Origin of the sequence: Paenibacillus sp. Lou8.1, assembly GCF_024213565.1 — a bacterium.
Lineage (GTDB): Bacteria > Bacillota > Bacilli > Paenibacillales > Paenibacillaceae > Paenibacillus > Paenibacillus polymyxa_B.
Window position 1 is genome coordinate 69764 of the sequence record NZ_JANAVN010000011.1, and the last position, 13121, is coordinate 82884.

Sequence of the window (13121 nt, forward strand, 5' to 3'; positions counted from 1 at the left end):
ATAAAAGCGCTATGATGATGTTGTGATGGACATTACAATGTTTCGAGAGAGGCTGGGATAGCATGGTTTATTTAGCTGGCGAAGATCGTTATGAAACTATGAAATATAACCGTACAGGGAGATCAGGTCTAAAACTGCCCGCTATTTCGCTGGGCTTGTGGCACAATTTTGGCGGGATTAACAACGCGGAGAATGGCCGTAGCATGATTACTCGCTCCTTTGATCTGGGAATTACGCATTTTGATTTAGCTAATAACTATGGCCCTCCTGCGGGATCAGCTGAGGAATTTTTTGGACAAGTATTAGCCAGTGATATGAAACCGTACCGGGATGAGTTGGTCATCTCCACCAAAGCGGGCTACAATATGTGGGCAGGGCCTTATGGTGACTGGGGATCTCGCAAGTATATGATATCTAGTCTGGATCAGAGCCTGAAGCGGATGGGGCTGGACTATGTCGACATATTCTACTCTCACCGATTTGATCCTGATACGCCGCTGGAAGAAACGATGGGAGCACTGGATCATATCGTACGATCCGGCAAAGCGCTGTATGTGGGTGTGTCCAATTATAGTGCGGAGCAAACAGCAGAAGCAGCTCGCATTCTGAAGGAGCTGGGAACACCGCTTCTGATTCATCAGCCGAAATACTCCTTGCTCGACCGCTGGATTGAAAACGGATTACAAGATGTACTGGACGAAAACGGGGTAGGCAGCATTGCCTTTTGCCCGCTGGCGCAGGGATTGCTGACCAATAAATATTTGAACGGAATTCCCGAGGATTCACGTGCAGCGAGTACTTCGGTTTTCCTGAATGAGAACCATGTGACGCCAGAGACACTTCGCAAGGTACGCGCCCTGAATCAGATGGCTGCTGCACGCGGACAAAGTTTGGCTCAATTTTCGCTGGCCTGGGCTCTGCGCGGCGAACGTCTGACCTCTGTCTTGATTGGGGCAAGCCGTGTAAGCCAAATTGAAGAAAATGTTGCTACCTTATCCAATCTGGACTTTTCTCAGGAGGAATTGGATCGGATTGATTCGATTCTGAATGCCGGGAACTGACAGGACGGCGGCACAGCTTAATGGCGAAAGTTAACAGCCCGTATCCGTTTGAAGGATGCGGGCTGTTTAAGTCTGCTTTACGACTGTGGATACTGCTTAACCTTGCTTCGGTACTCGGTTGGAGACTGACCACAGAAGCGTTTGAATTGACGTGAGAAATATAAGGCATCGGTTAGTCCGACCGAAGCGGCCACTTGCTCTACCGATAGTTCCGGACGCTCACGCAGCAGTTGACGTGATTTGTCGATTCTTAGCTTAAGCAGATAGGTGACGGGGGAGATCCCCGTTTCCTTTTTGAATATCCGTGACAAATACGCACGATTATAACCAAGTCCTTCAGACATTTGCTCAATGGAAACGGGGTGTGCGTACTGAGTGGACATATATTGAACCATCTGCTTGACTGTACGTTGAATTTGCGAATCCGCCCCGGACGGATCAGTCCAGTCACTCAGGTAATTGCCTGCTTCCCCCATAATCAGATACAAATACCCCAAGGCTGATAGATGAGAACTAGATTTTCTGCTATAAAAGGCCAGTTGCATTTGCTCCAAATAACCGGGGATGGGACTTTGATCGGAAGCATGAAAGACAGGCTGGTGAACACGTAACCCGGCCTCTTGCACCACCTGCTCAGTATGGTGTCCGGTAAACGCAGACCAACGATAACGCCACGGTTCCTCATCATCAGAGGTATAGCTCACCAGCTGACCGGGATGAATAAGGAAAAAATCGTTTTCTTCAAGCTGATATGTGTGCTGTTCCGTTCGGAAGATACCTCTGCCCGATTCTACAAAGTGTAGCAGATAGTAATCATAGATTTTCGGCCCCACGGCATGACCGGATTTGGTCTGGCTCTCTCCTGCAAAAAGCACATGCAGCGGGCTATTTTCATAAAACACCGGATTAGAGGCGACGGCATAACTATATGAATACGCTTGCAAAATAGGGTCATCCTTCCTGCATTTGTGAATGGTTTAGCGGATGCGGTATACTTACATTGTACATATCCAAGTCACATTTATCCATAGCTTAAACACATGGATGCATTACATTGTGTGACGCTTTCATTTATACTGAAATCATAAGAGATGTCAACCTGATTAAGATGTTACAGGGAAATCAGGAGGGCCTTTACTAACGGTATATGAGGTGGATGCGGATATGAACTCTACTGAATTAAAGAAACATTTTATTGAAAAATATGGTGAAAGCAGCAATGAACTGCGGATATTTCATGCACCTGGACGTGTCAATCTGATTGGAGAGCATATCGACTATAACGGTGGTTATGTACTCCCGGCTGCGCTGGAATTCGGAACGACGCTGATCCTTCGTGCGCGCAATGATGATGAAATTCATTTTGCTTCGACAAACCTGTCGTATGAAGTGTCTATCCCCCGTGGAGAAATAGGTAAAAACAAAACGGATGAGTGGGTGGACTATCCGGTGGGTGTGCTGGTGGAGTTGGCTGAAAAGGGAGTTTATCCGTCTAACGGATATGACCTGCTCTATCATGGAGAAATACCGAATGGTGCTGGATTATCCTCCTCAGCCTCCATTGAGGTTGTTACAGGATATGCGTTTCTCACGATCGAAAAACAGGAAACAGATACGGTCGAGATCGCTTTGTTGTCCCAGCGGGCAGAAAACAATTACGTTGGTGTCAATTGCGGCATTATGGACCAGTTCGCTGTAGCGAACGGAGCAGCTGATCATGCAATTCTGCTGATGTGCGATACGTTGGAGTACCGTAAAGTGCCATTCCGCACGGGGGCTTATAAGCTCGTGATCGGCAATACAAACAAGCGTCGCGGTTTGGTGGACTCAGCCTACAACGAGCGTCGTAGCCAGTGTGCCGAAGCACTGTCCATTTTACAGCAGCAGGAGCCGTCACTGGAATACCTCGCTCAGCTGGATGAGGCACGTTTCGGAGAGCTTCAGCATCACATCGCGGACCAAACAGTGCGTCGGCGGGCACAGCATGTGGTGGAGGAAAACGCTCGTGTGTTGGCCTCTGTCGATGCTCTCGCAGCGAATGAACTTGCAGCTTTTGGTCTGTTAATGAATGCTTCTCATGATTCATTGCGCGATTTGTATGAGGTTAGCTGCACGGAGCTAGACGTCATGGTTGAAGAAGCACGGCGCATCCCTGGCACGCTGGGTGCTCGTATGACAGGAGCCGGATTTGGAGGTTGTACGGTTTCATTGGTTCATGAGGACGATGTGGAACGTTTTGTGAAGGAAGTCGGCGAAGCTTATCAGACCCGCACAGGGCTGGAAGCCAGCTTTTATGTATGCAAGGCAGGAGACGGAGTAAAAGAACTGAAGGAGGACGAATAACATGGCCATTTTAGTCACAGGTGGAGCTGGATATATCGGTTCACATACCGTAGCAGAACTGTTGGATCTGGGAGAAGAAGTTGTGGTGCTGGACAATTTGCAAACCGGGCACAAAGCAGCATTGCTTGGAGGCAAGTTGTATGAAGGGGATTTGAGGGATAAAGAATTACTGTCCAAACTGTTCTCTGAAAATAGTATCGATGCAGTTATCCATTTTGCAGCCAACTCGCTGGTTGGAGAAAGTATGCAAAATCCTGGTAAATATTATGACAACAATGTATTTGGCACGCTGAGCTTGCTGGAGGCAATGAAGGATGCTGGAGTGCGCCGAATCGTGTTTTCCTCTACTGCGGCTACCTACGGCGAACCGGAAAAGGTGCCGATTGAAGAGGGAGACCGTACAGAGCCAACCAACGTGTATGGTGAAACAAAGCTGATGATGGAGCGCATGATGTCGTGGTTTGATAAAGTTTTAGGCATCAAATATGTGTCTTTACGGTATTTTAATGCGGCTGGTGCGCATGAGAGCGGCAAGATCGGTGAAGATCACCGACCAGAAAGCCATCTGATCCCGTTAGTGCTCCAGACAGCCTTGAAGCAACGTCCACACATCGCTGTGTTTGGTGAGGATTATGCGACACCTGACGGCACGTGTGTTCGGGATTACATTCACGTGAGTGACCTGGCTGATGCTCATGTGCGTGCAGTAAATTACTTGCGCGAAGGCAATGACAGCAACGTATTCAACTTGGGCAATGGACAGGGCTTCTCTGTGAAAGAAGTTATTGAGACGGCACGCAAGGTCACTGGACTCGACATTCCAGTTGTGACAGAGCCACGCCGCGCAGGCGATCCAGCGATATTGGTTGCATCTTCTGACAAGGCTCGTTCGGTGTTGGGCTGGAGTCCAGCACGTACCCAATTGGAGGATATTATTAGCGGAGCATGGGGATGGCATCAGTCGCACCCTCACGGCTACGGCAACGAATAGACGGGAGACGATGACATATGAGCGAGCGCCAATCCACAGATAAAGGCCAAGGCCGGGAACATTCCCGGCATCTGGCCCATGACATCGACGAAACTGTGCAGCAATCGGCTCTATATGCGGTGGAACAACTGGTTGCATTCGCACAAAACAAGGGCTTGATCGGTCCGCAAGATACAGATTACAGCCGTAATCTGCTGTTGGAGCAGTTTGGGTTTTCGGAGCCTTATTCAGGTGGGGAAGCAGGGGGCGTTATGGCCCCCGAAGCTCTCCAGCCTGTGCTTAATGTATTGATAGATTATGGTTTTGCCATAGGACTTATCCCTGAAAACACAGATACGTATCGCGATTTGCTTGATTCCAAAATCATGGGACTGTTGATGGCGAGACCGTCTGAAGTCATCCGTGACTTTCATCAAACGGAGGCTGAACGCGGCATAGAGGCGGCGACAGATGCTTTTTATCAATTATCCATCGATTCGAACTACATTCGAATGGATCGGGTTTCCAGCAATGTGTACTGGAATCAGTCGACATCTTACGGAGATATGGAAATCACGATTAATTTGTCCAAGCCAGAAAAAAGTCCTAAAGAAATTGCGATGGCGAAGCTTTTGCCGCCGCCTGTTTATCCCAAGTGCCAATTATGCCGTGAAAACGTCGGATATGCAGGAAGAGTAAATCATCCGTCCCGTCAAAATCTGCGTATCATTCCGGTGGAATTGAATGGGGAGCCGTGGTTTTTTCAATACTCACCCTATGTGTATTACAACGAGCATTGCATCGTGTTCCATCATGATCATGTACCGATGAAGCTTACGAAGGATACACTGCGGCGATTGCTGGCTTTTACGAAAGCGTTTCCGCATTATTTTATTGGCTCCAATGCGGATCTGCCGATTGTCGGCGGATCGATCCTGACCCATGATCATTTTCAGGGTGGTCGTCATACATTCCCAATTGAAAAAGCGGGTGTGGACGGTGTATACCATAATGAAGCGTTCCCGCAGGTTACAGCAGGGATTGTAAACTGGCCGATGTCGGTCATCCGTTTTACGTCAACAGATGCCGAGGCGCTGTTGGAGGCGGGAAATGCTGCTTTTGAAGCCTGGAAAGCTTATAGTGATCCTGTAGCTGATGTCCTCTCTCATACAGAGCAGGAGGGGGAAACGATTCCACATAATACTGTGACGCCGATTGTGCGACGAGATTCCGAAGGCAGGTATCAGATGGATCTCGTACTGCGTAACAACCGAACGAGTGAAGAGTATCCGGAAGGTATTTTCCATCCTCATCGCGAGATGCATCACATCAAGAAGGAAAATATCGGTCTGATCGAAGTTATGGGACTTGCCATATTACCGGGGCGGCTCAAGGATGAACTGGATGGGATTGCAGATATTTTGTGTGGGGATGACAAACTGGCTGTGGCTATGCAGCAGGAAGGACATCCACTGTTTAAGCATGTAGACTGGATTTATCAGTTAAACACTCGGTTCGGTCGTTTGCCTGACAAGGAAACGGCTGTTCGTACCGTACAAAATGAAGTTGGACTGAAATTCAGTGAAATTTTAGAGCATGCAGGAGTGTATAAACGGAATGAGTCGGGGCAGCAGGCGTTTGGTCGTTTTATGAAACAATTGGGATATACTTTGGGAGAATAAAATCGCTGGCACAGCACATAATACACTACGAGAACCCTCCCAAGATATGACATGGAACCATGCTCCTCAAGGAGTGTGGTTTTTTTCTGAAAATAAAGCATATTTGTTTCCTGTAACCGAAAAGGTTATAATAGAGTAGTTTCTTAACATTAAACTTTAGAACTATTGGAGGCGAGCGTTTGCGATGAAAGCATTCGAATTTTATAATCCTACACAATTGATCTTCGGTAAAGGACAATTGGAGGCTCTCAAGCGTGAAGTTCCTAAATATGGTAAACGTGTACTGCTTGTATATGGCGGCGGCAGCATTAAGCGCAGCGGTTTGTACGATAATGTAATAAGTTTGCTCGGTGAAATTGGTGCAGAGGTAACGGAACTGGCTGGTGTAGAACCGAATCCTCGCTTATCTACAGTACATAAAGGCGTGGAATTGTGTAAAACACATCAAATCGACCTCGTTCTGGCTGTAGGCGGTGGTAGTGTGCTGGATTGTTCCAAAGCCATTGCTGTTGGTGCAAAATATGATGGCGACATGTGGGATTTTGCAGAGCGTAAAGCGGCCCCACAGGCAGCATTGCCATTAGGTACAGTTTTGACCATGGCAGCTACCGGTTCTGAAATGAATGCGGGTTCTGTTATTACAAATGAAAAAACACAGGAAAAATTGGGATGGGGTAGCGTATTTGCGTTCCCTGCGTTTTCTATTCTTGACCCTGTAAACACATACTCACTGCCACAAAATCAAACCGTTTACGGAATCGTAGATATGATGTCACATACGCTGGAGCATTATTTCCATTTGGAATCCAATACTCCGGTCCAACTTGGCTGGTGCGAAACGATTTTGCGTACGGTCATGGATGCGGCTCCAGGTCTGGTCAACGATCTGGAAAACTACGAGCTGCGTGAAACGATTATGTATTGTGGTACGATGGCGCTGAACGGCTTCCTGAACATGGGGCTGACAGGTGACTGGGCTACTCACAATATCGAACATGCTGTGTCTGCTGTTTATGATATTCCACATGGTGGAGGACTGGCTATTCTGTTCCCGAACTGGATGAAACACAATCTGCATGTGAAGCCTGAACGCTTCAAACAACTGGCCGTCAATGTGTTCCATGTAAACCCAGAAGGCAAGAGTGATGAAGAAGTGGGGCTGGAAGGTATTCAGGCGTTGCGTGATTTCTGGAACTCGATTGGTGCACCAAGCCGTCTGGCTGATTACGATATTGATGCGTCCCAGATCGATGTTATGGCTGATAAAGCTGTGAAATTCGGATCTTTTGGTGGTTTTAATAAGCTCAATCGCGAAGATGTAGTCGAAATTTACAAAGCATCTCTGTAAACTGATACTTGTATCATTTTAAGCACGTTTGTGCGTCATTAGACGTACGAACGTGCTTTTTTGGGTTCAACGTGGGATTTTGGAGGAAAATTTTGAAACTTTTTAAGGTTGAATACGTAAACATAGTTATAGACTGGAAACCAGACTGAAAAGGTACATGGAAGGAGGAGTCGCATGGAAACCATATTTTGGTGGTTATTGGCAGGAGGCGCTATCTTTACCGTAGTCAGTGTGCTGATTGGAGATGTACTCGGTGGTTGGCTGGATGGTGCATTGGAGCTGCCGGGCCTCGATTGGTTCAGACCTGTCGTTTTACTTGGAGCCATGACCGCTTTTGGCGGAGCTGGAGTACTGCTGACAAAGTATACTGGGCTGAGCATGGGGTGGGTCGTCGTGCTTGCTTTAGGGATTGCGTTTGTCATCGGAATACTCGTGTTCTTTGCGTTTATCAAGCCCATGGCGAATTCAGAAGTATCCAGCGGCTTCTCCATGCGTGAGCTGACTGGCCGGATCGGTGAGGTCACCATTCCTGTACCTGAGGTTGGTTACGGGGAGGTTATGATCCGCTTGGGTGCAGGCAACACCATACATACAGCATCGAGCTTCGATCACAAACCGCTTGCTGCGGGAACCCGTATCGTCGTGGTTGAGGTCGCAGAGGGCGTCGTCCGCGTAGCGTACCTGGACACATAGACGGCGCATTCGCTTAACTTGAAGGGAGCGTGATCGGGAGTGTCAAATTTGCAAGATATTGTGTTGGTCCCTGGGATTGTTGTCATCGTTATCGTTATATTAGGGATCGCTTTTTGGGCCCGTTACAAAACGGTAGGACCGGATGAAGGGATGATCGTGACGGGCTCTTTTCTGGGAAATAAAAATATTTCCGAGGATGACTCTGGACGCAAAATTAAAATTGTACGCGGCGGGGGGGCCTTCATTTGGCCAATTTTCCAGCAGTCCGAATTCATCTCTCTGTTGTCCCATAAACTGGACGTAACCACACCGGAAGTGTATACGGAGCAAGGAGTTCCCGTGATTGCGGATGGTGTGGCGATTATCAAGGTCGGCAGTTCTATTGAGGATGTGGCTACAGCAGCCGAGCAGTTCATCGGGAAGCCACTGGAGGCTCTTAGAGGAGAGGCTCAGGAAGTGCTGGAGGGACATTTACGCGCAATCCTCGGTTCGATGACAGTGGAAGAAGTTTATCGTAATCGGGATCGGTTTGCGCAGGAAGTACAGGGCGTGGCTGCTCGTGATCTGAAAAAGATGGGCTTGCAAATCGTTTCATTCACCATCAAAGATGTGCGTGATAAGCACGGATATCTGGATGCGCTTGGTAAGCCGAGAATTGCCGCTGTGAAACGGGATGCTGAGATTGCAGAAGCCGAGGCTGTGCGGGATGCCCGGATTCAGAAGGCGCGTGCAGAACAGGAAGGCCAGAAGGCCGAACTGCTGCGAGACACCAACATTGCCGAGGCCGCCAAGGAGAAGGAACTGAAAGTGGCATCGTTTAAGAAAGAACAGGATACAGCGAAGGCAGAAGCCGATCAGGCTTATCACATTCAGGAGGCCCGTGCCAAGCAAACTGCTGTCGAGGAGCAGATGAAGGTCGAGCTGGTGCGCAAAGAACGGGAAATTGATCTTCAATCCAAGGAAATACAGGTACGTGAAAAGCAATATGATGCGGAAGTGAAAAAGAAGGCAGAAGCCGATCGGTATGCGGTCGAGCAAGCGGCGGAAGCAGATAAATCGCGTAAAATGCGTGAGGCTGAATCGCTGCAATACTCGATTGAGACACAGGCTAAAGCGTCAGCTGAACAAAAACGTCTCAACGGGCAAGCAGAAGCGGATGCAGAACGCGCCAAAGGTACGGCAGACGCAGATGTCATCCGTTTGCGTGGACTTGCAGAAGCGGAGGCCAAGGAAAAACTGGCGGAGGCGTTCCAGAAGTTTGGAGAGGCCGCCGTGCTCGATATTATCGTGAAAATGCTGCCTGATCTGGCTGGACGTATTGCCGAACCGATTGCGTCCATTGATAAACTCACCGTAGTTGATACGGGAAAAGGAGAAGGAGCAGCGCGTGTCAGCAATTATGTCACCGAACTGATGGCTACGGCACCTGAGATGCTGAAGAGTGTATCCGGTATTGATGTGGAGCAGTTAATCAAGGGGTTGACCACGGGGAAAAAAGGCATTCATTCCGTGCCGCCTTCCGGCGAAGCGAATAAGCAGCCTCTTCCAGCCTCGGTGGAGGTAGCGCTAACAGATAAAGAATAACGATAAGTCTTTGGGGAGCATCTATCCCTAACCAAAAGACCGCTTTTCATCACAGCATTTCTCGGCAATGTGATGAAAAGCGTTTTCTTTTTATTGACCTTTAGCCGAATATTTGGTACTTTAACGTGGATTCCTCTGAGCTTCATGCTATAATTCTTAGGATCAAGGTTCTGATAAAAGAGGTGCGGATGTGAGCAGCCTAAAAGTGGCCAAAGCGCTGAATAACAATGTGATTATAGGGATGCATCCCGAGCATGATGAGGTTGTCGTGATTGGAAAAGGAATCGGTTTCAATCGCAGACCCGGCGATCTTATGCCGTTGGATTCAGTTGAAAAATTATTTATATTAAAAAGCCATGAAGAACAGGAGCAATACAAACGGTTGCTTCCTGAGCTGGATGAAAAGCTCATTGAGGTCATCGGTGAGGTGCTTCATCTTGTTCAGCTTCAAGCTAAGAAGCCTCTAAATGAGCACATACTGATTGCTTTAACTGACCATATCGCTTTTTCCATCAACCGTCATAAACAGGGAATTACGATTCATAATCCGTTTTTGTATGAGACTAGGGAAATATATCCTCAGGAATACAAGATGGCTGAGCAGGCTGTTGCTTTAATCAGGGATAAGATGGATGTAGATCTGGGAGAAGATGAAATCGGATTCGTGGCCCTGCATATTTATAGCGCCATGACAAACCAGCATATCTCCGAGGTTAGGAAGGATTCTCGTCTGATTGCTGATATGGTTCAGGTTGTCGAGACGACACTGGATTATCGTATTCCTCTTCAATCTCTTGATTATTCTCGACTGCTGACTCATCTGAGGTTTGCGATTGAACGTGTGCGCCGGGGAGAAATTGTGCAGGAGATTTATCGATTGGACAAGCTTTTGAATGAGGAGTATCCGGAAATGTATATGCTGGCCTGGAAGCTCACGAAAATTATGGAGAAAAGACTCCGTAAATCTGTGTACCCGGCTGAGGTTAGTTATTTGACAATGCATCTGCAACGGTTGTCCCAACGCAAAGAGCAGGGGGAGCAACAAAAGTGATAAAACAGGAATAAAAAAGTATTGCCTCGCATTTAGTGGGGTGCTATAATCAATTCTGCAATGAGGAAGACAACAACTGAACATTTAACGTGTTACTGATTCGATCAGGCATGAGTTGTTTTAAGTTATGATTGTTTACAGCCTACTGGGGCAAGCTATATCCCAAGGTTGTTTTCAAACATACTTAAATCGGCTCATGCCTTTTTTGTTGTTTTGCCTCTGTTCTAAATTTCAGAGAAGGATGTGGAAGGTATGTTTAAAAAGCTTTTCGGCGTTTTACAGCGTGTCGGTAAAGCATTAATGCTTCCTGTAGCGATTTTGCCAGCTGCGGGGCTTTTATTGGGTATCGGTAACATGCTGGTCAATCCTGATTTTCTCCAGTACATTCCGGCATTAAATGCGGGCTGGGTTCAATCGGTAGCGACGATCATGATGAATGCCGGACAAATCGTTTTTGATAATCTGGCCCTGTTGTTCGCAGTCGGCGTAGCCGTCGGTCTGGCGGGCGGTGAAGGTGTAGCAGGTTTGGCTGCCATCATCGGTTACCTCGTTATGAACATTACTTTGGGTACAGCCGTGGGTGTCACACCTGGTCTGATTGCTCAAAAAATACCGGGTTATGCGAACGTGTTGGGTATTCCAACGCTTCAAACCGGGGTGTTCGGCGGGATAATCATCGGTATACTGGCCGCGGCCATGTACAACCGCTTTTTCAAAATTGAGCTTCCTTCGTATCTGGGCTTTTTCGCGGGTAAGCGTTTCGTTCCAATTGCAACGGCGGTGTCCTCACTGATTGTCGGACTTGCGCTGGTTCTGATCTGGCCTCCAGTTCAACAAGGACTTAACGCAGTATCTCACTTTATGGTGTATTCCAACCCGACTTTGTCGGCGTTCCTGTTTGGGGTTATCGAACGCGCGCTTATTCCATTTGGTTTGCATCACATCTGGTATTCACCGTTCTGGTTTGAATTTGGTGAATATGTTAACAAGGCAGGTCAAACCGTTCACGGTGACCAGCAGATCTTCTTCAGCCAGCTTCGTGATGGAGTGGCGTTGACAGCAAGTACGTTCCAAGTGGGTAAATTCCCATTCATGATGTTCGGTTTGCCAGCAGCAGCGCTTGCAATGTACCATGAAGCAAGACCAGAACACAAAAAATATGTAGCAGGTATCATGGGTTCAGCAGCATTGACTTCGTTCTTGACAGGTATTACGGAGCCACTGGAATTTTCCTTCCTGTTCGTAGCTCCACTGCTGTTTGCAGTACACTGTATATTCGCAGGTCTGTCATTTATGACCATGCAAATTTTACATGTCAAAATCGGTATGACCTTCTCAGGCGGATTCATTGACTTCCTGATTTTCGGGATTATTCCAACCCGTACGCCTTGGTGGTATGTAATCATCGTCGGTCTGATTTTGGCAGTGATTTACTACTTCGGATTCCGGTTCATCATACGGAAGTTCAACTTGAAAACACCAGGACGTGAAGAAGCTACAGAAAATGTGGATGGTGCAGCAGCCGGTAGTAGTGATGAGCTCCCGCACAACATTTTGGCAGCTTTCGGTGGTTCATCAAATATCAAGCACCTGGATGCTTGTATCACACGTCTTCGGATCGAGGTTAATGAGAAATCGAACGTTGACAAAGCTCGTCTGAAACAACTTGGCGCATCGGGTGTCCTTGAAGTCGGCAACAACGTACAGGCAATTTTCGGTACACGTTCCGACACCATTAAAACTCAAATGGCTGATATCATGGCTGGACGTACACCTGCACCAGCTCCGGCGCAACCTGCTCCACAAGAGGAGAAGGAAGCTGGGGAAGAACAACAAACCATTATTGTAGAAGATATTGTAATGCCTGTTAACGGCGAATTGGTTGATATCTCGACGGTTCCCGATCCGGTATTTGCAGAACGTATGACAGGTGACGGCTTTGCGGTCGTGCCAAATGATGGAACGATTGTGTCCCCTGTTTATGGTAAAGTATTCAATGTATTCCCGAGCAAGCATGCGATTGGTATTCAATCCGATGGTGGTAAAGAAGTGCTTGTTCATATCGGGGTGAATACAGTGAAGCTTAAAGGCCAAGGATTTGACGTTTTGGTGAACGAAGGCGATCTTGTGTCAGCTGGCCAGCCTATTATGAAAGTAGACCTGGAATACGTGAAGGCAAACGCTAAATCCATCATTTCACCTGTCATTTTTACCAACCTTCCAGAAGGTTCTTCGGTAACTTTAAACAAAACTGGAGTATTGAAGGCTGGCGAAGATGGTATAATTACGATAAAATAAACTCTATGTGTTTCGGATTAGTTGATTAGGCGGCTTAGGCCGTCTGATCAATGATCTGGTATACTGCGTGTAAACAAATATTATCTTTAGG

The 13121-nt window shown here is 47.5% G+C and carries 10 protein-coding genes; 9 read left to right on the forward strand and 1 reads right to left on the reverse strand.

Annotation, left to right across the window (positions count from 1 at the left end):
• Positions 1 to 62: 62 nt before the first annotated feature.
• Positions 63 to 1061 (forward strand): L-glyceraldehyde 3-phosphate reductase, encoded by a 999-nt coding sequence (gene mgrA / locus NLX78_RS16755; RefSeq protein ID WP_061829268.1) that lies wholly within the window; start codon positions 63 to 65, stop codon positions 1059 to 1061.
• A 77-nt stretch (positions 1062 to 1138) separates the two neighbouring features.
• Here the strand turns inward: mgrA and NLX78_RS16760 are convergent, their stop codons facing one another.
• The gene (locus NLX78_RS16760; protein WP_061829267.1) at positions 1139 to 2005 is read right to left on the reverse strand and encodes an AraC family transcriptional regulator; all 867 of its coding nucleotides are present in this window, start codon (positions 2003 to 2005) and stop codon (positions 1139 to 1141) included.
• Positions 2006 to 2225: 220 nt separating this feature from the next.
• Here NLX78_RS16760 and NLX78_RS16765 point away from each other — a divergent pair, with 220 nt between their 5' ends.
• The 8 genes from NLX78_RS16765 to ptsG all read left to right on the forward strand — a co-directional run bounded on the left by NLX78_RS16765 (position 2226) and on the right by ptsG (position 13030).
• Complete coding sequence (locus tag NLX78_RS16765; protein WP_254351015.1) at positions 2226 to 3404, forward strand: galactokinase; 1179 nt, start codon at positions 2226 to 2228, stop codon at positions 3402 to 3404.
• A gap of 1 nt (position 3405) precedes the next feature.
• Positions 3406 to 4395, forward strand: a complete 990-nt coding sequence (gene galE, locus NLX78_RS16770) for a UDP-glucose 4-epimerase GalE (protein WP_254351016.1) — start codon at positions 3406 to 3408, stop codon at positions 4393 to 4395.
• Positions 4396 to 4412: 17 nt separating this feature from the next.
• Positions 4413 to 6056, forward strand: coding sequence for a UDP-glucose--hexose-1-phosphate uridylyltransferase (locus NLX78_RS16775; RefSeq protein ID WP_254351017.1), 1644 nt, complete (start codon positions 4413 to 4415; stop codon positions 6054 to 6056).
• A gap of 184 nt (positions 6057 to 6240) precedes the next feature.
• Entirely contained in the window at positions 6241 to 7404 is a 1164-nt protein-coding gene (locus tag NLX78_RS16780) for an iron-containing alcohol dehydrogenase (RefSeq protein ID WP_254351019.1), read from the forward strand.
• A gap of 174 nt (positions 7405 to 7578) precedes the next feature.
• On the forward strand, positions 7579 to 8097 hold the full coding sequence (locus tag NLX78_RS16785; protein WP_023989884.1) for an NfeD family membrane protein: 519 nt from the start codon (positions 7579 to 7581) through the stop codon (positions 8095 to 8097).
• Between the two features lie 48 nt (positions 8098 to 8145).
• Complete coding sequence (locus tag NLX78_RS16790; RefSeq protein WP_254351109.1) at positions 8146 to 9681, forward strand: flotillin lipid rafts scaffold protein FloT; 1536 nt, start codon at positions 8146 to 8148, stop codon at positions 9679 to 9681.
• Positions 9682 to 9871: 190 nt separating this feature from the next.
• Complete coding sequence (gene glcT, locus NLX78_RS16795; RefSeq protein WP_023989882.1) at positions 9872 to 10732, forward strand: glucose PTS transporter transcription antiterminator GlcT; 861 nt, start codon at positions 9872 to 9874, stop codon at positions 10730 to 10732.
• A 252-nt stretch (positions 10733 to 10984) separates the two neighbouring features.
• Positions 10985 to 13030, forward strand: coding sequence for a glucose-specific PTS transporter subunit IIBC (gene ptsG / locus NLX78_RS16800; RefSeq protein WP_061829260.1), 2046 nt, complete (start codon positions 10985 to 10987; stop codon positions 13028 to 13030).
• The last annotated feature ends 91 nt before the right edge of the window (positions 13031 to 13121 follow it).

Excerpts from the sequence above, each read along its gene's own strand:
- ptsG (WP_061829260.1), top strand. The coding sequence starts at position 10,985 with ATGTTTAAAAAGCTTTTCGGCGTTTTACAGCGTGTCGGTAAAGCATTA.
- NLX78_RS16780 (WP_254351019.1), top strand. The coding sequence starts at position 6,241 with ATGAAAGCATTCGAATTTTATAATCCTACACAATTGATCTTCGGTAAA.
- NLX78_RS16785 (WP_023989884.1), top strand. The coding sequence starts at position 7,579 with ATGGAAACCATATTTTGGTGGTTATTGGCAGGAGGCGCTATCTTTACC.
- galE (WP_254351016.1), top strand. The coding sequence starts at position 3,406 with ATGGCCATTTTAGTCACAGGTGGAGCTGGATATATCGGTTCACATACC.
- mgrA (WP_061829268.1), top strand. The coding sequence starts at position 63 with ATGGTTTATTTAGCTGGCGAAGATCGTTATGAAACTATGAAATATAAC.
- NLX78_RS16765 (WP_254351015.1), top strand. The coding sequence starts at position 2,226 with ATGAACTCTACTGAATTAAAGAAACATTTTATTGAAAAATATGGTGAA.
- NLX78_RS16775 (WP_254351017.1), top strand. The coding sequence starts at position 4,413 with ATGAGCGAGCGCCAATCCACAGATAAAGGCCAAGGCCGGGAACATTCC.